19 protein-coding genes, 3 tRNA genes, 1 other RNA gene and 2 pseudogenes are annotated in these 21,881 nt (G+C 61.6%); 10 read left to right on the forward strand and 15 right to left on the reverse strand.

Annotation, left to right across the window (positions count from 1 at the left end):
• Positions 1-77: 77 nt before the first annotated feature.
• The 3 genes and pseudogenes from PG892_RS16630 to hypA form a co-directional block, all read left to right on the forward strand.
• A pseudogene (locus tag PG892_RS16630) lies at positions 78-206 on the forward strand (hydrogenase formation protein HypD); the annotation flags it as partial.
• Positions 207-291: 85 nt separating this feature from the next.
• Entirely contained in the window at positions 292-1,296 is a 1,005-nt protein-coding gene (gene hypE / locus PG892_RS16635; RefSeq protein ID WP_223916527.1) for a hydrogenase expression/formation protein HypE, read from the forward strand.
• Between the two features lie 69 nt (positions 1,297-1,365).
• On the forward strand, positions 1,366-1,707 hold the full coding sequence (gene hypA / locus PG892_RS16640) for a hydrogenase maturation nickel metallochaperone HypA (RefSeq protein WP_216972722.1): 342 nt from the start codon (positions 1,366-1,368) through the stop codon (positions 1,705-1,707).
• Here the strand turns inward: hypA and PG892_RS16645 are convergent.
• Positions 1,685-2,089, reverse strand: a complete 405-nt coding sequence (locus tag PG892_RS16645; protein ID WP_373870869.1) for a hypothetical protein — start codon at positions 2,087-2,089, stop codon at positions 1,685-1,687. The genes hypA and PG892_RS16645 overlap by 23 nt on opposite strands.
• Here PG892_RS16645 and hypB point away from each other — a divergent pair.
• Positions 2,003-2,776 (forward strand): annotated as a pseudogene (gene hypB / locus PG892_RS16650) (hydrogenase nickel incorporation protein HypB); the annotation flags it as partial. The gene PG892_RS16645 and the pseudogene hypB sit on opposite strands and share 87 nt — an antisense overlap.
• Positions 2,777-3,129: 353 nt before the next feature.
• On the opposite strand, the gene PG892_RS16655 reads toward hypB, so the two are convergent.
• From PG892_RS16655 to hybO, 11 genes are all read right to left on the reverse strand, one after another.
• Entirely contained in the window at positions 3,130-3,771 is a 642-nt protein-coding gene (locus PG892_RS16655; RefSeq protein ID WP_223916523.1) for an ATP-binding cassette domain-containing protein, read from the reverse strand.
• Positions 3,771-4,559, reverse strand: a complete 789-nt coding sequence (locus PG892_RS16660) for an ATP-binding cassette domain-containing protein (RefSeq protein ID WP_223916521.1) — start codon at positions 4,557-4,559, stop codon at positions 3,771-3,773. The genes PG892_RS16655 and PG892_RS16660 overlap by 1 nt, the downstream gene beginning before the upstream one ends.
• On the reverse strand, positions 4,553-5,368 hold the full coding sequence (locus PG892_RS16665; protein WP_223916519.1) for an ABC transporter permease: 816 nt from the start codon (positions 5,366-5,368) through the stop codon (positions 4,553-4,555). The genes PG892_RS16660 and PG892_RS16665 overlap by 7 nt, the downstream gene beginning before the upstream one ends.
• Positions 5,358-6,362, reverse strand: a complete 1,005-nt coding sequence (locus PG892_RS16670) for an ABC transporter permease (protein ID WP_223916517.1) — start codon at positions 6,360-6,362, stop codon at positions 5,358-5,360. Before PG892_RS16670 ends, PG892_RS16665 begins: the two co-directional genes overlap by 11 nt.
• The gene (locus PG892_RS16675; RefSeq protein ID WP_223916533.1) at positions 6,347-7,966 is read right to left on the reverse strand and encodes an ABC transporter substrate-binding protein; all 1,620 of its coding nucleotides are present in this window, start codon (positions 7,964-7,966) and stop codon (positions 6,347-6,349) included. Before PG892_RS16675 ends, PG892_RS16670 begins: the two co-directional genes overlap by 16 nt.
• Before the next feature lie 121 nt (positions 7,967-8,087).
• Positions 8,088-8,624, reverse strand: coding sequence for a hydrogenase-2 assembly chaperone (hybE, locus tag PG892_RS16680; RefSeq protein ID WP_223916515.1), 537 nt, complete (start codon positions 8,622-8,624; stop codon positions 8,088-8,090).
• Entirely contained in the window at positions 8,606-9,136 is a 531-nt protein-coding gene (locus PG892_RS16685; protein ID WP_223916513.1) for a HyaD/HybD family hydrogenase maturation endopeptidase, read from the reverse strand. Before PG892_RS16685 ends, hybE begins: the two co-directional genes overlap by 19 nt.
• Positions 9,136-10,839, reverse strand: coding sequence for a hydrogenase 2 large subunit (gene hybC, locus PG892_RS16690; protein ID WP_223916511.1), 1,704 nt, complete (start codon positions 10,837-10,839; stop codon positions 9,136-9,138). The genes PG892_RS16685 and hybC overlap by 1 nt, the downstream gene beginning before the upstream one ends.
• A complete protein-coding gene (gene hybB, locus PG892_RS16695; protein WP_223916509.1) occupies positions 10,836-12,023 on the reverse strand; it encodes a Ni/Fe-hydrogenase cytochrome b subunit in 1,188 nt (395 codons plus the stop codon). Before hybB ends, hybC begins: the two co-directional genes overlap by 4 nt.
• The gene (gene hybA / locus PG892_RS16700) at positions 12,016-13,041 is read right to left on the reverse strand and encodes a hydrogenase 2 operon protein HybA (protein WP_223916507.1); all 1,026 of its coding nucleotides are present in this window, start codon (positions 13,039-13,041) and stop codon (positions 12,016-12,018) included. Before hybA ends, hybB begins: the two co-directional genes overlap by 8 nt.
• A gap of 2 nt (positions 13,042-13,043) precedes the next feature.
• Entirely contained in the window at positions 13,044-14,177 is a 1,134-nt protein-coding gene (gene hybO / locus PG892_RS16705; RefSeq protein ID WP_223916505.1) for a hydrogenase 2 small subunit, read from the reverse strand.
• 1,050 nt (positions 14,178-15,227) lie between these two features.
• Here hybO and alr point away from each other — a divergent pair.
• Entirely contained in the window at positions 15,228-16,340 is a 1,113-nt protein-coding gene (alr, locus tag PG892_RS16710; protein WP_171865750.1) for an alanine racemase, read from the forward strand.
• A 91-nt stretch (positions 16,341-16,431) separates the two neighbouring features.
• Here alr and PG892_RS16715 read toward each other — a convergent pair.
• The 3 genes from PG892_RS16715 to dauA all read right to left on the reverse strand — a co-directional run bounded on the left by PG892_RS16715 (position 16,432) and on the right by dauA (position 18,708).
• A non-coding RNA gene (locus PG892_RS16715) (RtT sRNA) lies at positions 16,432-16,561 on the reverse strand.
• A gap of 52 nt (positions 16,562-16,613) precedes the next feature.
• Positions 16,614-16,701: transfer RNA gene (locus PG892_RS16720), tRNA-Ser, on the reverse strand.
• A 270-nt stretch (positions 16,702-16,971) separates the two neighbouring features.
• Positions 16,972-18,708 carry a C4-dicarboxylic acid transporter DauA gene (gene dauA, locus PG892_RS16725; RefSeq protein ID WP_219596854.1) on the reverse strand — a complete coding sequence of 579 codons (1,737 nt, stop codon included), beginning with the start codon at positions 18,706-18,708 and terminating at the stop codon, positions 16,972-16,974.
• Positions 18,709-19,259: 551 nt separating this feature from the next.
• On the opposite strand from dauA, the gene PG892_RS16730 reads away from it, so the two are divergent.
• The 5 genes from PG892_RS16730 (at position 19,260) to PG892_RS16750 (ending at position 21,746) form a co-directional block, all read left to right on the forward strand.
• Positions 19,260-19,335, forward strand: a tRNA-Asn gene (locus PG892_RS16730).
• Positions 19,336-19,337: 2 nt separating this feature from the next.
• A tRNA-Asn gene (locus PG892_RS16735) sits at positions 19,338-19,413 on the forward strand.
• Positions 19,414-19,586: 173 nt separating this feature from the next.
• Positions 19,587-20,597, forward strand: coding sequence for an AraC family transcriptional regulator (locus PG892_RS16740; protein ID WP_167825141.1), 1,011 nt, complete (start codon positions 19,587-19,589; stop codon positions 20,595-20,597).
• A 178-nt stretch (positions 20,598-20,775) separates the two neighbouring features.
• Positions 20,776-20,910: a hypothetical protein gene (locus PG892_RS16745; RefSeq protein ID WP_257707510.1), complete on the forward strand. Its 135-nt coding sequence runs from the start codon at positions 20,776-20,778 to the stop codon at positions 20,908-20,910.
• Positions 20,907-21,746, forward strand: a complete 840-nt coding sequence (locus PG892_RS16750; protein ID WP_223916503.1) for an oxidoreductase — start codon at positions 20,907-20,909, stop codon at positions 21,744-21,746. The genes PG892_RS16745 and PG892_RS16750 overlap by 4 nt, the downstream gene beginning before the upstream one ends.
• Positions 21,747-21,881 lie beyond the last annotated feature (135 nt).

The following is a 21,881-nucleotide window of genomic DNA, read 5'->3' on the forward strand; positions in this document are numbered from 1 at the left end:
TGCAAAGTAAACTGGATGGCTTTCTTGCCGCCAAGGATCTGATGGCGCAGGGGATCAAGATCTGATCAAGAGACAGCGGCCTGGCCAAACCGAACCTGTGCAACGTCTTTGGCCGGGGCTGCACCCCGACCCAGCCCATGGGCAGTTGCATGGTCAGCTCCGAAGGGGCCTGCAATGCCTACTACCGATATATGGGGATCCAATGAGAGAAATTCAGCCAAGCCACGGTGGTCGGGTGATGAGGAGAGATGAACCAGCCTGTTTCTGCAATCTTGTGGAGAACCAGACCCGATGAGAGAAATCCAACTTAGCCACGGTGGCGGCGGTGTCGAGATGAACCAGCTGATAAGCCACCTCTTCTTTCGCCACTTTGGCAACGAGATCCTGCTGCGTGGTGAAGATGCCGCCCTGCTGCCGGTAAACGGCCCCGTCGCCTTCACCACCGACAGCTTTACGGTCTCGCCGCTCTTCTTCGAGGGGGGCGATATCGGCAAGCTGGCCATCGCCGGTACGGTCAACGATCTCGCCATGATGGGTGCCAAGCCCGAGTATCTGAGCGCAAGCTTTATCATCGAGGAGGGCTTCCCCTACGCCGATCTCGCCCGCATCGTCGAGTCGATGGCCGCGGAGCTTGCCAACAGCGGCGCCCGCATCGTCTGCGGCGACACCAAGGTGGTGCCCAAGGGAGCAGCCGACAAGATCTTTATCAACACCAGCGGGGTCGGCACCTTCCCGCTGCCTGAGCAGAGCCGGGGCATCTCGGTACGCAACCTCAAGGCCGGTGACGCCATCCTGGTGTCGCGGGATATCGGCAGCCACGGCGCCTGCATCCTGATGGCCCGTGACGCCCTGCAACTGGGATCTGATCTGAAAAGCGACTGCACCACACTCTGGCCGCAGGTCGAAGCGCTGCTGCAGGCGGGCATTACCCCTCACGCCCTGCGCGACGCCACCCGCGGCGGCCTTGCCGCCGTGCTCAACGAGTGGAGCAGCGCCTCCCAGGTGGCCATCGAACTGGAGGAGTCCGCCATTCCGGTGTGCGACCCGGTGCGCGGCCTGTGCGAGCTCTACGGTTTCGAGCCCCATGATCTCGCCAACGAGGGAACCATGGTGCTGGCCCTGCCTGCCGAGCAGGCGCAGGACGCACTGGGCATCTTGCGACAATTCAACCCCTCCGCCAGCCAGATCGGCGTGGTGCAGGCGAGCGATCGCCACAAGGTGATCCTCAATAACCCCTGGGGAAGCCGCCGCTATCTGGAGCTGCCGCAGGGGGAGCTGCTGCCGCGGATCTGCTGAGCGGCCATTCCGTTCCGTCAATTACAGGGAGGAGTCACTGCTCCTCCCCATATCGGTTAAGGAGCCACCATGCACGAAATGTCTCTGGCCATGGCCGCCATCGATCTGGCAGCCGAGCAGGCCACCCAGCGGGGCTTTAACAAGGTGACCGCTCTCTGGCTCGAGGTCGGCAGCTTCTCCTGCGTCGACCCGGACACCATTGCCTTCTGTTTCGAGGCGGCCGCCAAGGGCACCGTGGCCCAAGGCGCCCAGCTGCACTTTCAGCACCAGGCGGCAGAGGCCTGGTGTTACGACTGCAACCAGACGGTCACCCTCACTGAGCGCGGGCAGGCTTGTCCCGAGTGTGGTGGGTACAAATTACGAGTCGCGCAGGGTGATAGCCTGCGCATCACCGACATCGAGGTAAGTTGATATGTGTAGCGTATGCGGATGCGGCCAGGCGCGGATCGCCGGCCATGAGCACGATCATGAGCATCATCACGAACATGAACATCACCATGAATATGGTCATGACGCCCATCACCATCATGACCACCAACAGAGCGCACCGCGCACCCTGATCATTCACCACCACTATCACCATCAGGGGGATGTCCATCACCACTACCACGGGGTGCGGGCTCCCATAAGCCATGAGGGGCATGATCAGCCGCATGAGCACCACCATGATCACTCCCACGACCATCATCATGAACATGGCCACTCTCATGACCACGGCCATTCCCACGCACATCCCCATGATCACAGCCATGACCATGACCATGACCATGACCACCAGCAGGGTGATCTGCACTACGGCAAAGGGGAAGCGGGGTTGTCGGTGCCCGGCATGGGGCAGCGCCAGCTGATCGCCATCGAGATGGATGTGCTGGCCAAAAACAACGCGCTGGTCGCCCACAACCGCGAACACTTCGACGAGGCGGCCCTGCTGGTGCTTAACCTGGTCTCTAGCCCGGGTTCAGGCAAAACCACTTTGCTTTGCGAAACTCTGCGCCAACTGGCCGACAAACGCCCCTGCGCGGTGATCGAAGGGGATCAGCAGACAAGCAGAGATGCGGATCGCATTCGTGCTACTGGCGTGCCTGCCGTGCAGATCAACACCGGCAAGGGCTGCCATCTGGACGCCAAAATGGTCCACGACGCCTGCCACCAGCTGCCCGCCAATGAAGGGGGCATCCTCTTTATCGAGAACGTCGGCAATCTGGTCTGCCCCGCCAGCTTCGATCTCGGCGAGAAGTACAAGGTAGCGATCCTCTCCGTCACCGAGGGGGAAGAGAAGCCGCTGAAATACCCGGATATGTTTGCCGCCGCCCAGCTGATGGTGATCAACAAGACTGATCTGCTGCCCTATGTCAGTTTTGACGTCGCCCGCTGTATCGAGAACGCCAAACGGGTCAACCCCTATATCCAGGTGATCCAAGTCAGCGCCACCACGGGGGAAGGGATGGATGCCTGGCTCAACTGGCTGGCCACTGCCTGAAGCTGAACCGATTAAACACCGCTGCTAACGGTAGAAAACAAGAGAGGGAGGCTGATGCCTCCCTCTCTTTTGTCTATGAACCTTGTCGGCCGTGCTATCTGTTCGGATTAGCCAGCGTCCCCTCACCCTGGCCCTATCCCCAAGGAGAGGGAACCGGTTTGTGGATGCCGACAGCATGCTGCAACTATACGACTCCCTCAAACGCCTCAGGGGGCGCTTCGAGCATAACAACCAGCCATATTCTTAAACCCCGAGATTTTCCAAACCCTAAACCCCGAGCGTGGTGAGATGGCACCTTCTGCTCCCTTCTCCCCTTGCGGGAGAAGGGCTGGGGATGAGGGGGAAGCCAATCCTCAGGCCACGCTACGGGCCATCGCCTCCTGCTCAGCCGTCACCTCGCCAAAGCGCAGCACCCGATGGCAGATCTGGCGCAGCAGTGCCTGCTGGTGACTGAAGACAAGCATGGCGAGCCCCCGCTGCTCGCATTCAACCATCAACTCCCGCCAGAGTTGGCGCTGAATCTGCGGATCCAGCTGGGCGGTCACCTCGTCGGCAATCAGCAGTCGAGTGCGGGGATCGAGGGCGCGCAGCAGCGCGATGCGGGCCAGCTCACCACCGGAGAGATGGCCGGGTTTGCGACCAAGCCACGCAGGTTTGACCATAAAGCGGGCCAGCATGGCGTCATCGGGGCGCCACACATCCCAGAGCGCCTGCCCGGTGGTGCGATAGGGATTGAAGGTGAGTTCCGGGTGCTGGGGCACCAGCTGGATGGGGTTATAACCGTTTACCTTTTCAGGTACTGGCTGCCCATCCAGCAGGATCTGCCCGCCGGCCCCAACCGGTTGCCAACCCGCCAATACCCGCCCCAGGGTGGTCTTGCCATGGCCGCTCGGGGCGGAGATGCCGAGCCGTTCGCCCGCTTTCACCGTCAGCGACAATCCCTGCCAGAGGGGACGTTCCCCCTGGGCGATGGTGAGACTTCGTACTTCCAACATTATGAAACCTTCGGCGCAGAGAAGAGCGCATTGAACTCGGGCAGCGCCTGCCAGTGGGCTCTGAGCATCTCGCTCCCCTGCCCCTGGCGCAGATGGTGGCAGCTCAAGGTATCGCTCACCTGCCCCTGATGCAGCGCCACGATGCGATCGGCAAAGCGGGCCGCCAGCGCCAGATCGTGGGTGACCCAGAGGATACCGCTGCCCTGATTGGCCAATTCACGCAACTGACCGAGCAGCAGACAGGCCAGCTCCTCGTCGAGCCAGGCGGTGATCTCGTCTGCCAGAATGTAGCGAGCGCCGCCGAGGGCCGCAGTGCAGGCCAGAATGCGCTTGGCCATGCCGCCGGAGAGCTGGCGTGGGAATCTGTCCAGGGTGGTCGCGGGCAGCTGGTAGCGCAGCAGCTGCTCGCCGAGCCGCTCGCGAGAACCATTCTGGCCGCAGAGGCGTGCCGCACGTCCCAGCTGACGCTCCACCGTCAGCAACGGATTGAGGGCGCTCACCCCCTGCGGCACATAGCAGAGGGTGTGGCCACGCAGTCCGGCACGGCTGGCATCGCACAGAGGCGTGCCATCGAGAGAAATGGTGCCGCGCATGCGCAGGTTATCCGGCAGCAGGGTCAGAGCGCTTTGCAGCAGCAGGCTCTTGCCCTCGCCGCTCCCCCCCACCAGTGCCACGATTTCGCCGGGCGCCAGTTGCAGGCTGATATCGGTCAACAAAGGCTGCCAGCTGCGCCGCCCCAGCCAGGAGTAGTGGGCCGCTTCTATGGTCACCTGATCAAAACTCAGCATGGTTCACTCCTGTGCCACAACAGCTGTTGCAACGCGCGGGTAGCCTGATCAAAGAGCAACACCAACAGCAGCAACATCAGCCCCGGGAAGAGGGCCAGCCACCAACCGCTACCGGCAAGATAACGCAAGGCATCGGCCAGCAGCAGACCCAGCGAGGCCTCATGGGCCGCCAGCCCAAAGCCGAGAAAGCTCAAGGCCGCGCTGTGCAGCACCGCATGGGGAAACATCAGCAAGGTGCCGATAAACCACTGGGGCAGCAGCCCCGGCAGCAGGTGGATGCGCCAGCGACGCAGCGCCCCCATCCCCTGACAGCGGGCCAGCACCACGTAGTCACTGCAGGCGATCCGCCGCGCCTCGGCGCAGAGAATGAGCGCCAACTTGGGCCAGTGGGTGAGCGCCACCGCCAGGATCACCCCGCGCATGCCTCCCCCTGCGGTAAAGCAGATGAGGATCAGCAGCAGCATATGGGGCAACGCCAGCATGGCGTCGATCACCATTCGCACCGCCGCATCACATCTGGGGTGAATGAGCGACACGCTTGCCGCCACCATGGCCAGCAGGCCGCTACAGAGCGCCGTGCTGATGCCAAGCTCCAGACTGGTGAGGGTGCCCTGAAAAGCCCGCAACCAGAGATCCCGCCCCATCTGATCGGTACCGAACCAGTGTGTCAGCGAGGGGGGCTGCTGGCGCGCCAGCAGATCCATCGGCACATCCTGATGAGAGAGGCTCCAGCCGTAAGTGGCCAGCAGCGCCAATCCGAGCAGGGCAAAACCCAGCCGCAGTATGGAGGGAAGAGGATTAAACAGCATGCTCGCCCTCCCAACCCCGATTGATGCGGGCCAGCAGCACCCGAGCCACCGTATTGCCAATAAAAACCAGCAGGGTGCAGAAGAGCACTATGCCCATCAGCAGGGGGATATCCCCCCGAAGCCCCGCATCAACGGTAGCCTGGCCTAGCCCCGGATAGGAGAAGACCTTCTCGGCCAAGAGCGATCCGCCAATCAACTCGCCAAGGGAGGCAAACTGCAGGCAGAGCGCCGGGGTCAGGGCGTGGCGCAGCACGTGAAAACGCAGCATGGGCCAGCCGCCATCCCCCTGGGCGCGGGCGTAGCGGATAAAGTCGCTCTCCAGCACCTCGGCCACCCGCTCCCGGGTGTGCAGGGCGATGTTGCCAAGCCCCAGCAGGGTCAAGGTCGCCACCGGCAGCAACAGATGACGCAACCGCATCAACCAATCCGCCTCATCGGCAGCCAGTCCCGGCGTCCAGGCGCAGCAGACCGGAAGCCAAGGCCAGTGCACCGCAAACAGGGCGAGCAGCAAGAGGCCCACCCAGAAGGTGGGCAGGGAGGCAAGCAGGTAGGCAAAGCGGCAAATAAGACGATCGGGCCAGCGATTGAGATAGCGACCGGCGCAGAGGCCCAGCAACATCCCGAAAAAACCGGAGAGCAGCCAGGCGCCCGCCAGCAGCAGGAAGGAGGCGGCAAAGCGCTGGCCTATTACCTCGCTCACCGGCGCGTTGTAGAGCATGGAGTAGCCGAGATCCCCCCGCAGCACCTGGCTAAACCAGTGCCAGTAGCGCAGCCAGAGCGGCTGATCCAGCCCCCAGCGGGCGGCGATGCGGGCGTACTGCTCCGGCGGCACGTGCAGCAGATCGTTGCCAATATAGGCCTTGATGGGGTCGATGGGGGAGTAGCTCAGCAGCACAAAGGTGGCGACGGATACCAGACAGAGCAGCCCTGCCAGACGCAGCAGGGCTTTCAGACTTGTGCTAATCAACGTGGACGAACTTAACGGCACGTCCACCGCCAATCCTGCAGGTTGTTGAGCAGGGACCAGCTACCGTGGATTTCCGGCGCCCCCTTGCCAAGGTCGATGCAACGGTTGGCGAGATAGGTGTGCTGCACGTTGAGCAGCCAAGCCCAGGCGGCATCCCCCTGCACTCCGGCGCCGGTCTTGCCATCCCACTCCACCTGCTGCCAGAACGGCACGGCCGCCTGCCAGTTCGGGGCATCCAGCGCCTGCTTGAGGTGGCTATCCACCACCGGATTGCTGTAGTAGCCCGGATTGTAGAACTCCACGCCGCCGGAGCCGCTCTGATAGTGGTGATAGAGTTCCATGGGATCCAGACTCCCCCACCCCATCAGCACCGGATTGGCGTGCATCTCGCGCTCCACCTGCTCCCAGCTGCCGGATTTGAGACTCACCTCAAAGCCGATGGGCCCCAGCATGGCCCGCACCGCTTCCGCCAGATCCCGGCGGGTGCTGTCGCCACTGGTGTACCAGAGGGTAAAGGCGGCGCGCAGATTGCCCTTGTGGCGAATGCCGTCGCTCCCCCTCTTCCAGCCCACCTCGTCGAGCAGGGCGTTGGCGTGGGCGGCATCCCCGTCCTTGAAAGCGGTGGCTTTGCTTTGCCAGGGCAAGCCTTCCACCGCGCTGTAGGCGGGGATGGCGTGCCCTTCCAGCAGCTGATCGGCCAGCAGCTTGCGGTCGATGGCGTAGTTGATGGCGCGGCGCACCGCCACGTCCGAGGTCACGTCGTTGCCGATGGGATAACCCTTGGCATCCTTACCGCCCGCCGGCGGAATGGGGAAGACGATACCGCGGTTCTCCACGCTCGGCCGCACCCAGAGCTTGAGGGAAGCAGGCACGGTTGGCGCCAGTGACGGGGCAATGCGCACCAGGTCGAGCTGGTTGCTCAGGGCGGCGGCATAGGCGCTCTCCTCGTCGATAAAGACAAAGACCAGCCGTTTGAAATCATTGTTGCCGCCGGCGTAATAGGGGTTCGCCTCCACCACCAGCTGTTGACCGGGCAGGAAGCTCACCAGCCGGTAAGGGCCGGCACCGACCGGCTTTTGGGCATAGGCTTTTGCGTCGTAATCCTTCTTCGACACTATCCCCAAGGATCCCAGCACGTTGACAAAGGTGCTCTGGGGGGCACTCAGGGTAATGGCAACTTCGGTAGGCGAGAGCACCTTGGCCGAGACAAAGTTGCCCATGTCGATCTTGCCGCCACCCTTGGCTGCGCTGTTGTAGGTAAAGGCCACATCCTCGGCGGTGAGGGGCGTGCCGTTGGAGAATGTCAGGTCAGGCTTGAGGGTAATGATCCACCCCTTGCCATCCTGGTTCGGAGTCACCGCTTGGGTGAGCACGTTCTGCCAGCTGAGGTCGGCGTTTTGCTTGAGCAGCGGGCTGTGCAGCAGCAGATAGCTGCCGTGGCTCCAACCAAGCAGCGGGTCAAACCCTTCGGTGGGCTCACTGCCGATGGCGAGCTTGAGTTCGGCGGGGACGGGCTGGGCAGCCAGCGCCATGGTAGAGAAACCGCCCGATAGCAGGGCCAGCAGGGGCAGTGCCCGCACCAAGACTGGCGCACCAAGCAGGCCATCGATACGGCCATGTTCAATCTTCATCATGATCCTTGTTCCCAGGATTCACTCGCAGAGATGCAACGCCACCTCAATGAGGCGAGTGAGGGGCCCATGCCGGCCCCTGTGTCAAACTGACGCGCCCGGTTGTCGGCACGCCTTGGTCTCAGGACTTTCGTCCCCCGAACAGTCGTCGGCGCCCCAGATCCACGCCGCCCTCCCCCTGCTGCACCGGAAGCGAAAGCAACATCTTGAGGGTGCTGCTCACCAGCGCACGCCCCTCGTCGGCCCCCAGATGCGGGTCGATGGGGGACATGAGCGAGCAGGCCAGCAGTTGCTCCGTCTCGGGCAGTGCCCCCACCATAAAGGTCAGGTTGCCGCAGGGGAGCTGCAGGGCGAGCCGCTCGCTGCTGCTGCGCACCGGCCAAAGCTGATCCGGCCCCGGCAGCACCACCACGCTCAGCATCCAGGGGGTGAGCACGCAGCCAAGCCACTGCCCTTCAAACAGGGTGCACTCTGCGACTATGGGCATGGCCGGGTGATAGAACGGCAGGGCCTGCATCTCTTGCTGCGCGATCCGCTCGTACTGGGCTACCAGCAGAGGCGCGGGATTCGCGGCAAAACCGGCGAACTCCTGCGCCGACTCTGTCGCGGCTTCGTTCACTGTCTTGTTCACTACCTCATTCACAATGGATTGCGCCATACGCCCTCCCGCGCTCGCTCGGCCTTCTCCTGCTCAGAGAGCGGAATGGCCGGAGCTCCCAGACTGGCCAACAGGGTCAGGATCCGATCCGTCGCCTCCCCCAACGCCGTCGCCACCACAGGGGTCAGCCCGATGCGGGGTTCGAGGGATTCGGGCTCGACCCCGATCAGGGTGAGCCGCCTGGGGGATTCCCCCGTCATGTGCAGCGCCGAGAGCACGTCCGCCAGCCCCAGCTGATGGGGGGAGATCTTGCGGCCAAACAGGGTCGGGATCTCCTCATCCTTCAGGGTCACCACGGTACCCGGTGGATTGCCGCTGCGCACCGCGTCCGCCAGTATGATGTGGTCGCGACTGGCCATCGCTTCGAGCAACTCCATGCCGGCGGTGCCGCCATCAAGCAGCTCGATGCCGGGGGCGAAGCGGTAGTCGCGCTCCAGCCCCTCGACGATGCGCACGCCGACGGCCTCATCGCTCAACAGCAGGTTGCCCACGCCCAGGATCAGGGTGTTCATCACAGCACCTTCACCTGAGTTGTTTCACCACTCAGGGTATCCACCACGTGCACCGCGCAGGACATGCAGGGGTCGAACGAGTGGATGGTGCGCACTACTTCCAGCGGCTTGGCCGGATCGGCTACCGGGGTGCCCACCAGGGACTGCTCGTAGGGGCCGGGTTCATCGTTGAAGTTGCGCGGGCCCGAGTTCCAGGTCGATGGCACCACCGCCTGATAGTTCTCGATCTTGCCACCCTTGATGACTACCCAGTGGGAGAGCATACCGCGCGGCGCCTCTTCAAAGCCCACCCCGCGAAACTCCTTGTCCGCCGGGATCTCGGTCTTGATGTAGGCGCTGACATCCCCCTTGCCGATGTTGTCCACCAGCGCCTGCCACTGATGGGACAGGGTGTCTTTGAGCACGCAGCAGCGCACCGCCCGGCCGATGATGCGGCCCAGGGTGGAGTGCAGCTGTTCGGTCTTGATGGCCGAACCGGTCAGCGCTTTATAGATGCCGTTCAGCTGGTCGAGGTGTGCCACCGTCTCCGAGTGCTTGGCGGCGAGCTTGACCAAGAGGTCTGCAAGCGGCCCCACCTCCACCACCTTGCCGTAGAAGGTGGGGGATTTGACCCAGGAGTATTTGCCGTCATCCTGCCAGCCGGTGTAATCGGGCTCGGTCTTGCCCTCCCAGGGCTTGAGGGGGGCGTCATCCTTGTACCAGGCATGCTTGTTGCTCTCGGCGATGCCGTCCATCAGCCAGCCATCCTGATGGCTCTCGATGGGACGATAGCCGGCCAGATTGCCATTCTCGATATAGCCACCGGGCATCAGGAAGCTGCCGCCGTCACCGTCGGTGGGCAGCTCCGGCACGCTCAGATAGTGCTTGGCCCCCTGCCCCAGGCTCAGCCACTCGGGGTAGTGCGCGGCTATGATGGCGGCATCCACCTTGTAGACCTGCTCGATAAACTCGCCGAGCCGGTCGATAAAGCTCTTCACGTAGAGCAGCCGCTCCAGGTTGAGCACGCTCGGCGCATCCAGGTTGATGGGGTTGGCCACGCCGCCCACCGCCAGGTTCTGGATGTGGGGAGTCTTGCCGCCGAGGATGGCGACGATGCGGTTGGCATCGCGCTGGCACTCCAGTGCCTGCAGATAGTGGGCCACGGCGATGAGGTTCACCTCCGGGCTCAGTTTCATCGCCTTGTGGCCCCAGTAGCCGTTGGCGAAGATGCCGAGCTGGCCGCTCGCCACCAGGGCGCGGATCTTGTCCTGCACCTTGGTCAGCTCGTCGGCGCTGTTGAGGGACCAGGTCGATACCCCCTTGAGCAGGTCGGCCGCTTTTTGCGGATTGGCCTGCAGTGCGGCGGTGATGTCCACCCAGTCCAGCGCGGAGAGCTGATAGAAGTGGACGATGTGATCGTGGATGTTGTGGGCCGCAATGATCAGGTTGCGGATGTACTGGGCGTTGACCGGCACCTTGGCGCCGATGGCGTTCTCCACCGCCCGCACCGAGGCGATGGCGTGAATGGAGGTACATACCCCGCAGATGCGCTGCACTATCATCCAGACATCGCGCGGGTCGTTGCCCTTGACGATCTCCTCCATCCCGCGCCACATGGTGCCGGACGACCAGGCCTTGGTGACGACGCCGCCTTCGATTTCACAGTCGATACGCAGGTGACCCTCGATGCGGGTGATGGGGTCTATGGTGATACGTTGGCTCATACGTTGGCTTTCCCTCGGGCCTGATAATCTTGGTGAACACGTTCAAGTGATGGCAGTACCGGCAAGAGCCGGATCAGCAGCAAATAGGCACACACCTCGATGGCGACGAAGCCCAAGGAGATCAGCACTTCCGCCGCGGAGGGGAAGTAGTGGTAGCCATTGCCGGGGTTGAAGGCGAGCAGGGAGTAGTCCAGTCGCCAGAGGGCGGCGCCCAGCAGCATGCTGAGGGCCCCCAGGAACAACATGCGCGAATCGCGGCGGCTCTTGTCCCAATGGAACACCAGCAGCGGGAAGATCATCAGCGCGATCTCGCTCCAGAACATCAAGGCGTAGCGGTTCCACTCGGAGAGATATTCCGACTTGTCGTTGATGACGATCTCGGCAAAGCGCAGCGCCACGAACAGGATCAGGAAGATGTCGATCACCTGGGTCAGCTTGTAGAACAGCGACTTCTCGTTGGGGCCGCGCCCCGCCAGCCCTGCCTGCACCAGGGAGCCTTCAAACACTACGATGGAGAAGCCCATGATGAAGGCGGTCAGAAGCGAAAAGACCGGCAGCAGCTCATAGCTTTGCCAGAGCGGATGGATTTTCTCCCCCGCCACAATCATCAACGAGCCCATCGAGGATTGGTGCATGGTGGGCAGCAGTGCCCCCAGCGCCAGAATGAAGAACATGATCTTGTTGAGTCGTGCCATGGAGGCCTTCCAGCCGAACTTCTCCAACAGTACGGGGGCAAACTCCAGCGCCATCACCCCGATGTAGATAGTCATGCAGACCGCTGTCTCGAACAGCACCGAGGAGGTGTTGAAGAAACCCGGAATGTAGAAGTAGGGCAAGTTCCAGTAACGGCCGACGTCGATGGTGATGGAGAGGCCGCCCAACGAATAGCCGAACAGGCTCGCCAGCAGGGCCGGTCGCACCAGGGGGTGATATTCGCCCCGATTGAAGATGTAGACCGCCCAGGCCAGCGCCCAGCCGCCGCAGGCGAAACCGGTGCCGATCAAAAGGTCAAAGGAGATCCAGAGCCCCCAGGGATAGCCACCGTTGAGATCGGTGACCGAGCCCAACCCGAAGATGAGGCGTTTGAGGATCAGCATGCCGCACAGGATGACGAACGGCGCCAGCACCATGACCGGCCAGCTGACCAGCCTGCCCCCCAGCGGATGTGCCTTGTGATTACTCATGCTCCTTGCCTCCCGATTGCTTGTCATGGCCCGCGTGCGAGTCATGATCGTCGCCATCCTGATGGTCCTTGGTGTTGCGGCGAATGAGCACCGACAGCCCGGTCAGCACCACCAGCGGCAGCACCATCCCCTTGTAGAGGGTGTGCTGGATGTGCTCGGAGCGCGCCCCGGAGGAGAGCTCCGGCAAAGCGGGCATGTCGAGCTTGGTGTAGGGCACCCCGGCCAGCACCAGCACCTGGGTACCGCCCCCCTCCTTCTCGCCATAGACGTAAGGCTGGTAGTTGGGCACCTCATGCAGGTAGGGATCGTTGGCGCTGAAAGTCTGGCGCGGGTAGGCATATTCGCTGCCCGGGGTGGCCAGCAGCCGGCGCTTGGCTTCGGCCATCAGCGCCTCGCGGGTGCCGAAGATGACGGCGCCGGTGGGGCACACCTCGACGCAGCCGGGCAATTTGCCCTGATCGATGCGCTCAAGCCCCTTCTGGTTGCAGAGCTCGCACTTGTGGATCGCCCCGAACGGGTTGTCGTAGTCATATTTGGGCACGTCGAACGGGCAGCCCACCATGCAGTAGCGGCAGCCGGTGCAGACGTCCGGGTCGTAATGGACGATTCCGGTCTTGGGATCCTTGGTCAGCGCCTGCACCGGGCAGACGGAGACGCAGTTGGGATCGACGCAGTGCATGCACTGCTTCTTGATGTAGGCATAGCCATCCACCAGCTGATCCTTGTGCTCACCCGTGCCGCTCTTCCACACCTGAATGATGTTGTTGGTGTAGGGGCTCAGCTTGTCGTTGTTGGACCAGGTCGCTTCCCCGGCCGGATTGGCCGGGTTGCCGTTGAGGCGCTGACACTCCGCCACACAGGCCTGGCAGCCGATGCAGAGGGTGGAGTCGTAGAGCATGCCGAGCGCACCGGGAATGGGCGGCTTGTTCTCGGCCGCCGCCAGGGCAGTGCCGGAGACGGTGGTGCCCGCCGCCAGCGCACCGACGGAGGCGAATTTGAGGAAGTTGCGTCTGTTCACGGTCACTCCTCCCGTGATGAGTGCTGCCCGGCTTCATGGCGCTTCTGCTGGCGACCGAGCTCACGCACCGTCATCAGACTCACCCCGACCAGCACCCCGAGCGCCCCACCGATAAGGCCGGTGGCGGTGGGCGACATGTGTCCTCCCTCCTGGATGGCCACGTCGGGCTTGTTCACCCGCGGAGTAGGATTCTCCACCTTGGCGAGCTGGAAGATCCCCTTGCTGAACCCCACTCCCTGCTCGTTGCAGCCGTAGCAGGGATGGCCTATGCCCACCGGCCAGATGCCGCCGCCCACGTCGCAGAACTCCAGGGTCGAGCAGTTGCCGTAGGTCTCCGGCCCCTTGCAGCCCAGGTGATAGAGGCACCAGCCCTGACGGTGGCCCTCGTCGCCAAACTCCTTGGCGAAACGGCCGGCGTCGAAGTGCGGGCGACGCTCGCAGTTTTCGTGGATGAGCCGCTCATAGGCAAACAGCGGCCGCTTCTTGGCATCGAGCGCCGGCAGCTTGCCGTAGGTGATGTAGTAGGCGACCGTGGTGAGGAAGTTGTGGGGATTGGGCGGGCAGCCCGGGATATTGATAATCGGCGTGCCGAGGTTGCCGAGAGCCTCCTCCAGGCTGACGGCACCGGTCGGGTTGCCGCCACTGGCAGGCACCCCGCCCCAGGCGGAGCAGGAGCCGATGGCGATGACGGCAGCCGCATCGGCAGCCGCGCGGCGAATATGGTCGACAATGGGCTCACCGGCCACCATGCAGTAGACACCGCCATCCTTGAGCGGAATGGAGCCATCCACCACCAGCACATACTTGCCTTTATAACGCTTGATGGCGTTGTGCTTGTTCTCTTCTGCCTGATGACCAAAGGCCGCCGAGAGCACCTCGTGGTACTCCAGCGAGATGGTGTTGAGGATCAGGTTCTCGATGGTGGGGTGGGTGGCGCGCAGCAGCGCTTCGGTGCAACCGGTACACTCCTGCGCCCCTATCCAGATCACCGGCGGCCGCTCGGGGCTGGTGAGCGCGGTGGCCATCTTGGCGACGGCGTGTTGGCTTAATCCAAGGGTTGCGGCCATCCCGGCGCAAAGCTTCATAAAGTCACGGCGATTAATTCCATGAGCCGATAAAAAAGTATCCTCGACCATTCTTCTTATTCCCGTCAGTGAGCATTGTTTGACAAATGCTTAATTGCGGGAATGCTATGCCTCCCCCTCCCCCTTTATGTTGATCTCCATCAAGTGACGGAACATTATTCAAATAGAAAACTCATCATCATGGATTTAAAAAATCCATATATAGCATAGACTTAGAAAGCATGGCGTGGGCTACCAAAATACCCACCAGGGGGTATTTTTGCGTGTTATTGAATTTAATTCATTTAAATTACCCGTTAGTTAGTGATGTTAAATAATCAGAATGAAAGCGTTGTCACACTATTTGATCCAATATTTATGCTACCAGTCACAGGCTTTTTTCCGCGTCAAAAGTAGCTAAAAACATATACCTTTAAATTTTATTTAATTATATGTCACCAACCAAAATGAACGCGCAAACGATATTTATTATCAGCCTTTAAGAAATAACCCGCCCTGCTGTTCAAGGCTGATCTTCGCCGCTTGATTAATTAACCGGCCCACATCCATGCTTCACCATCCCTGGCCACGGATGACCTGTCTCTCCGGCCGCGTGCGCCACCAAGCCGGCCACAAGCTTTCTTGGTGGCGTACACCACTCGCCGGTTCGACGAGATGCCCTCTTTAATCCGGCAGTTCCACCTTCACCCCCCATGGAGCTGGTAGCCTGCTTTTCTCCTCTGCCATGCACCTGCCCCTCCCCACACCTTGAACCCCACCTGCACGCAGCCGGTGCGAAAAACCGCCAACAATGTGCGAAAACGGCTCGATCCCCCTCCCGTTTTAAGGGGAAAAACCAGTGATAAATATTGCCCGATAGGGAGCCAGAGAAAGCGTTGGCAGGGAAATTTATACCGAGGAATATTCCGTATTTTGCGCATTTACGCATTCCTATTCGCCACATAATTTACCAACAAAAAAACAACTGATAACATCTTTTTACATTTTAAAGCATATAAAAAACATGATTCAGTGACCCCCGTTTGCTCGTCCCGGCAGCCAGGATCACCGGATCGGGATTGAAACCATCAGCCAACTACTCATCGAGCAGACACCCGACCCATGATGAACACAGTTACGGCCAGCATCGATATCGATGCACTCCAGCACAATTTCACCGTGGTGCGCCGCCATGCCCCCCACAGCAAGATCATCGCGGTACTCAAGGCCAATGCCTATGGCCATGGGCTGCTGCAGGTGGCCCACGCCCTCGCCCAGGCCGATGCCTATGCGGTGGCAAGGGTCGAGGAGGCGCTGGTGCTGCGTGCCAACGCCATCACCAAGCCCATTCTGGTGCTGGGAGGCTTCTTCAGTGCCGAGGCGCTGCCGCTGCTGGCGAAACACGAACTGCAAACCACCTTGCATACCTGGGAGCAGCTGGCACTGCTCGAGCAGGCCAGTCTGCCCGCCCCCATCAAGGTGTGGCTCAAGCTCGATACCGGAATGAACCGGCTCGGGCTGCGCACCCTGGAGCTGCCCGCCTTCATCGAGCGGCTGAGCCATTGTCGCAACGTGGTGCAGCCGTTCCATCTGATGACGCACTTCAGCCAGTCCGATGAGCAGGATACCCAGGCCACCCGGCTGCAGATCGAGGAATTCAACCGCCTCTCTGCTCATCTGCCGGGCGAGCGGGCCATGGCCAACTCCGCCGGCATCCTCGCCTGGCCGGCATCGCGCAGCGACTGGATCCGACCCGGCCTCATGCTCTACGGCGCCTCCCCGTTTACCGGTCAGCTTGCCGCCGACCATGACCTGCGCCCGGTCATGAATCTCAAGAGCCAGCTCATCGCCACCCGCGCCTGCCAGCAGGGCGAGGCGGTCGGCTATGGAGGACACTGGGTGGCGGATCGAAATACTACCCTCGGCGTGGTGGCCGCGGGATATGGCGATGGTTACCCCCGCATGGCGCCCGAAGGTACCCCCATGCTGATCAATGGCCGCCGGGTGCCCATCGTGGGTCGGGTTTCCATGGACATGATCACCGTCGATCTGGGGCCGGCGGCCAGCGACAAGGTGGGAGACGAGGTGACGCTGTGGGGGGAAGGGTTGCCGGTGGAACAGGTGGCCGAAAAGATAGGCACCATCCCCTACGAGCTGCTGACCCGCCTGACCAGCCGGGTCCATCTGACGCACTGTGACAAACGCGAACAGATGCCGATGTTGAAGCTGGCCTGAGCAAGCGGTCTGAGACCGGCCACAGAGAAGTGTCAAACCAGCCCTTGATAAACAAAAGGCCCCGTCTTTCGACGGGGCCTTTTGTTTTATTTGGCGGTGAGGGAGGGATGATTCGCCACTGCGTGGCTCACCCCTTCGGGGCGGCCTGCGGCCGTTCATCGCAGCAAGCTGCTCTGCTCGAACCCGGCGAGGGTTCTCACCCCCCTCTTCGAGATGAGCTGATGACACTTCCCCAAAGCAAAAAACCGACCATAAGGTCGGTTTTTTGCAATTTGGCGGTGAGGGAGGGATTCGAACCCTCGATACGTTGCCGTATACACACTTTCCAGGCGTGCTCCTTCAGCCACTCGGACACCTCACCAAATTTTCACTGCTTGAAGTGGCTTTCGGAGCACGCTGCGCGTGCATCTTGCCGACTTCGTCGGTGGGCAGCCACTCGGACACCGCACCCAATTTTGGTCTGTGTTTTAACGTGTTCAGCCAACACGAATTCGCTGCGCCGTTGCGCTGGAACGGGGCGTAATGTAAGGGATAGGCGCGAGGCGGTCAATGCAATTTTTTATCTTTTGCCACTGTTTGCTCAATAAGCGAACCAAGTGACTAAAAATATGCCATTTCCTATCCCTTTCCATCAATTTTCAACCTCTTCGTGCAAATGTTCTCCTCGAATCGCCTCTTCCAGCGAACCGTAGAACTCCAGCTCTCCCGGCACCGGACGCACCTTGGCCCGCGCCAGGGTCTTGAGGGGCTGGAATTGCAATTCAGCCACCTTGAGACGGACCCCCGCCTTGGCCATGCGTTTTGCGAACTGCTGGAAGGCGGTGAGACCGCCAGCATCCAGGATGGATACCGCCTCCATTTGCAGGATCAACTCCTTGTGGTCCTTCACCTGGGCAAGCAACTCGTCAAAGACCCGCTCGGCGGCGGCAAAGAACAGTGGCCCGTTGATCTTGTAGACAAGGGTCGAGGGGGACACCTCGCTGGCATAGCGTTTGTGATCCGCCAGGTTGTGCAGCCTGGTCATCTTGGCTATCTCGCGCATGAACAGCAAAGAGGCCAGGATCACCCCGAAGGTGATGGCGATGACCATGTCGAAGATGACGGTCAGCGACAGGCAGACCAGCAGCACCAGTACATCGGATTTGGGCGCCCGGCGCACCAGATCCACCACCTTGTGGGCCTCGCTCATGTTCCAGGCCACCAGCAGCAACAGGGCGGCCATGGCAGAGAGCGGCAACCAGGAGAGCCAGGGAGCCAGCACCAGGATGGCAGCCAGCACCACCAGCGCATGGACAATACCGGAAATGGGCGAGGTGGCACCGGCCCGCACGTTGGCGGCGGAGCGCGCGATGGCGGCCGTCGCCGTGATGCCACCGAAGAAGGGAGCCAGGATGTTGCCAAGGCCCTGCCCCACCAGCTCGCCGTTGGAGCTGTGCTTGCGACCCGTCATACCATCGAGCACCACGGCGCAGAGCAGGGATTCGATGGCCCCCAGCATGGCCATGGAGAAGGCGGCGGGCAGCAGCCGCTCGATGGCGGCGAGGTTCCACTCCACCGGCGCCCCGTCCGGCCCCGGCAGCGCCCAGGGCATCACCAGGGTCGGGGCGATGGGGGGAATGCCCATGCCCTGACTGCCGTCGGCCAAGGTATAGCTGAACTTGCTGCCAATGGTGGCGACGTCCACCCCGAACTGGTGCAGACCAAACCCGAGCCCCACCCCCACCAGCACGGCGGGCAGATGGCCGGGTACCGGCAGGCGCAATCTCGGCCAGAGCAGCAACACCGCCAGGGTTGCCACACCCACCAGGGTGTCTCCCCATTGCCAGCTTGGCAAGGCATGGGCCAGCGCCTGTACCTTGCCCAGATAGGTTTCCGGCATCTCCAGGACCTGCAGGCCGAAGAAATCCTTGATCTGCAGGGTGGCGATGACGATGGCGATACCACCGGTGAACCCCAGGGTCACCGAGGGGGGAATGTACTCGATGAGGCGCCCGAGACGCGCCATGCCCATGGCCACCAGGAAACAGCCCGAGATCAGGGTGGCCATCAACAGGCCGCCCACGCCAAATTGCTGGGCCACCGGGTAGAGGATCACCACGAAGGCGGCAGTGGGGCCCGAAATGGAGAAGCGGGATCCCCCGGTCACGGCGATGACGATGCCGGCGATGATGGCGGTATAAAGCCCGTGCTGGGGCGGCACCCCACTGGCGATGGCCAGCGCCATGGCAAGGGGAATGGCGATGATGCCGACCGTGATGCCGGCGATGAGGTCGCGGCCAAAGCGCGCCACGCTGTAGGGTTCGTCAATGCAGGATTGGCGCAATGCGATGGCCAGCTTCACGCCTTGTAAGGAAGCTTGATTGTGCATGTCTAGGGTAATACCAGAAGAGGGAGACAAAGGCCGGGGTGAACCGGCACCCGATCATCATCAAGGGCCGGCAGAGCTGTCGACGCGGCGATGGTATCGAAGGCAACCATACCCGACCCGGCCAGATAATTCGATGGGCAGGATCAAGAAATGGCCATTACCCCGCATTATTGTCATCGATAGCTCGCATATCGCCGATTTTCCCTGCCATTCCTTTAATAGATCCCTGGTCATCGCGAACCGGCACCTCCCTCGCATCCCCCACACCTCAGAGGCAAGCCCATCGACAGGGGCGACATCGCCGATTTTCATCGGTTCCCGCCATGATCGGCTTATCCATTGCCTCGCCCCCTCCAGGCCGATGGCACCTTCATCGCCAGCCCGACCGTGGCCGCAGGCAGGGCATCTCAAGCTGCTGATTGTGCTGAAAATAGTCCACAGCGCCCAAGTTTTGGGCAAACGGGCCGAAAAGCCCTTTTTCCGTGGAGTGGCGGGTTGACACCCGTCCGGGGGATCATTAATATCCGCTGCGTCTCGACGAGACAGGCAATTCCTCCTTAGTTCAGTCGGTAGAACGGCGGACTGTTAATCCGTATGTCACTGGTTCAAGTCCAGTAGGAGGAGCCAATTCCCTCGTAGTTCAGTCGGTAGAACGGCGGACTGTTAATCCGTATGTCACAGGTTCAAGTCCTGTCGAGGGAGCCATATTCCATGCCTCAAAGGCCCGATCGCAAGATCGGGCCTTTTTGTTTTGCCTGTCTCTGGCATCCAATGCCACCACATTGGCGCCTTTTGCATGTCAATGCTCTCGCCCTGCCCCCTATACTGGTCCTCATTCCGCTAGCACTGACTTCACCTCGCACGGCAAAGGCGCACGCATGGCACACAAATCTCACTTTTCCCTGGACGTCGGATGGCAGCTACTGCTCAAAGACCTTGGCCTGCCATCCAGGCATGTCTTGCGCAGGGCACTGCTGCCGGAAGACACGTTGTCGCGCGAGAATCATGGGTTGACCACCGATGAGTATTTCCGTTTCTGGCGGGCGCTGGAGCAGGAAGCCAATGACGTCCTGTTTCCCTTGCGGCTCATCGAGACCGTTTCCAGCGAAGTCTTCAGTCCCCCCTTGTTTGCCGCCCTGTGCAGCCCGGATCTGATGCGGGCTGTCCAGCGGCTGGCCAAATACAAGGCGCTCGTTGCCCCCATGAGCCTCGAGATCTCGGTAGGCTCCTGGGGAGAGATGACGCTCTCCCCTCGCTGGCAAGGAGGGCACACCGAGGTCCCGGTCTCCCTGCAGGTGGTGGAACTCGCCTTCTTTGTCCGACTGGCACAGATCGCCACACGTGAGGCGATCTGTGCCGTGCGAGTGACACTGCCTGCGCTCCCTGCTGGAAAGGCACTGCAGCGCTACGAGCGCTTCTTCGGCACCGCCATCACACTTGGAACCCATGCCAGCATTACGTTTTCTGCCGTGGACGTGCTGCGCCCCTTTCTCACGAGCAACGAGGGGATGTGGCGAGCCTTCGAGCCCGAGCTGCGTCGCCAGTTGTGCGAAATGGACTCTGCCGCCACCACGGCGGAGCGGGTGCATGCCGTTCTGCTCGAGCTCTTGCCAAGCAACTCGGCCACCATTGAGGTGGCGGCAAGTCGCCTGGGCATGAGCAAGAGAACCCTGCAACGCCGGCTGGAAGAGGAAGGGGAAAACTTTCGAGCCCTGGTCAGCGAGACGCGAAGAAGGCTCGCCTGCCACTACCTTGAGCACACCACCCTGTCTGGAGGGGAGATAGCCTTTCTGCTTGGCTTCGAAGATCCCAACTCCTTCTACCGCGCATTCCAGGATTGGACCGGGCGGACGCTGGAAAGCACTCGCCAGTCATATCGATTCAACTGAGGTCAGCCTCATGACCACCCATATCAATCCCGTCGCGTGCTGCTCGCCGGGGCCACCTTCGCCGTCGCTGGCAGCCGGGAGGCATTTAGCGCCGTCGACTTCACGGCCAATCTGGCCGCCGCCAGGGCCGCGGTCAAGGACGGTGATCGCCGCACAGGCTGACTCGAAAGCAATAGGGATGGCGCAGTTCGATGGCGTCATGGCGCCGTTTGCCAGAACCATGGCATCACGGGTCGGATATGGTATCGATACCGCAGGCAAGCCGATTCTGGACTCGCATGCGATTCATTTTGCTCAAGGATCTTCCATATGAACTCAAACGTTGTGCTCGTCACCGGCGCCTCCTCCGGTATCGGAGCGGCCACCGCCATGAAACTGAAGGCTCTAGGATTCACCGTGTATGCCGCAACGCGGCGCATCGAACGCATGCAATGCCTGACAGACGCGGGGATCCGCGTCATCGCCATGGATGTGACCCAGGATGCATCTATGCAGGCAGGAGTTGAGAGAATCATCACCGAAACCGGCAAGATCGACGTACTGGTCAACAATGCCGGGTATGGCTCCTACGGCTCGGTTGAAGAAGTCTCTCTCGAGGAGGGTCGCACCCAGTTTGACGTCAATGTGTTTGGCGCCGTTCGCCTCATCCAGCTGGTGCTGCCCCACATGCGCGCCCGACAGACTGGCACCATAGTCAACATCACCTCCATGGGCGGCAAGATCCACACCCCGCTAGGAGCCTGGTACCACGGAACCAAGTTCGCACTGGAGGCCATCAGCGATTGCCTTCGCATGGAGGTGGAACCCTTTGGCATCAATGTAGTAGTGGTAGAACCGGGTGGCATCAAGACCGAGTGGGCCGACATTGCCGCGCAAAAACTGCGCGAGGTCTCCGGCGAGGGGCCTTATGGTCACCAGGCCCTCCCCATGGGGGAGTCCATGATCGGACGCGCCAGCCGCCAGCGCCAGTCCCCGCTGGAACTCATCGCGGATACCATCGCCAAGGCGGTCCAGACCCGTCGCCCCAAGACCCGCTATGCCGTTGGTTTTGGTGCCAGGCCGATGATCTTCCTGCGCCGCTTGTTGCCGGATCGTGCATTTGACCGCTTCATGCGCCTTGCTACAGGGATCCCGCACCAACGCGGCTGACCCAGTCCACCGACACCTCACCCAGGATAGGCTTGCGCCTGAAAGCCCGGCCATCGGCCGCAATGCTGTTCACTTAAGCGGAGCCGCATTGCGATTTACCGGAAAACGGGTCTTTGATATCTTCACCGCCCTGGG

It is taken from the genome of Aeromonas sp. QDB68, assembly GCF_027707405.1.
In the GTDB taxonomy this organism is placed as follows: Bacteria; Pseudomonadota; Gammaproteobacteria; order Enterobacterales; family Aeromonadaceae; genus Aeromonas; species Aeromonas caviae.

What these genes read in the sequence shown, in the direction of transcription:
- hypA (WP_216972722.1), top strand. Translation starts at nt 1,366, where the DNA reads ATGCACGAAATGTCTCTGGCCATGGCCGCCATCGATCTGGCAGCCGAG.
- PG892_RS16655 (WP_223916523.1), bottom strand. Translation starts at nt 3,771, where the DNA reads ATGTTGGAAGTACGAAGTCTCACCATCGCCCAGGGGGAACGTCCCCTC.
- PG892_RS16665 (WP_223916519.1), bottom strand. Translation starts at nt 5,368, where the DNA reads ATGCTGTTTAATCCTCTTCCCTCCATACTGCGGCTGGGTTTTGCCCTG.
- hybE (WP_223916515.1), bottom strand. Translation starts at nt 8,624, where the DNA reads ATGGCGCAATCCATTGTGAATGAGGTAGTGAACAAGACAGTGAACGAA.
- hybB (WP_223916509.1), bottom strand. Translation starts at nt 12,023, where the DNA reads ATGAGTAATCACAAGGCACATCCGCTGGGGGGCAGGCTGGTCAGCTGG.
- hypE (WP_223916527.1), top strand. Translation starts at nt 292, where the DNA reads ATGAGAGAAATCCAACTTAGCCACGGTGGCGGCGGTGTCGAGATGAAC.
- PG892_RS16660 (WP_223916521.1), bottom strand. Translation starts at nt 4,559, where the DNA reads ATGCTGAGTTTTGATCAGGTGACCATAGAAGCGGCCCACTACTCCTGG.
- dauA (WP_219596854.1), bottom strand. Translation starts at nt 18,708, where the DNA reads ATGCACAATCAAGCTTCCTTACAAGGCGTGAAGCTGGCCATCGCATTG.
- alr (WP_171865750.1), top strand. Translation starts at nt 15,228, where the DNA reads ATGATGAACACAGTTACGGCCAGCATCGATATCGATGCACTCCAGCAC.
- PG892_RS16740 (WP_167825141.1), top strand. Translation starts at nt 19,587, where the DNA reads ATGGCACACAAATCTCACTTTTCCCTGGACGTCGGATGGCAGCTACTG.
- PG892_RS16745 (WP_257707510.1), top strand. Translation starts at nt 20,776, where the DNA reads ATGGCGCAGTTCGATGGCGTCATGGCGCCGTTTGCCAGAACCATGGCA.
- PG892_RS16750 (WP_223916503.1), top strand. Translation starts at nt 20,907, where the DNA reads ATGAACTCAAACGTTGTGCTCGTCACCGGCGCCTCCTCCGGTATCGGA.
- hybO (WP_223916505.1), bottom strand. Translation starts at nt 14,177, where the DNA reads ATGGTCGAGGATACTTTTTTATCGGCTCATGGAATTAATCGCCGTGAC.
- PG892_RS16685 (WP_223916513.1), bottom strand. Translation starts at nt 9,136, where the DNA reads ATGAACACCCTGATCCTGGGCGTGGGCAACCTGCTGTTGAGCGATGAG.
- hybC (WP_223916511.1), bottom strand. Translation starts at nt 10,839, where the DNA reads ATGAGCCAACGTATCACCATAGACCCCATCACCCGCATCGAGGGTCAC.
- PG892_RS16675 (WP_223916533.1), bottom strand. Translation starts at nt 7,966, where the DNA reads ATGAAGATTGAACATGGCCGTATCGATGGCCTGCTTGGTGCGCCAGTC.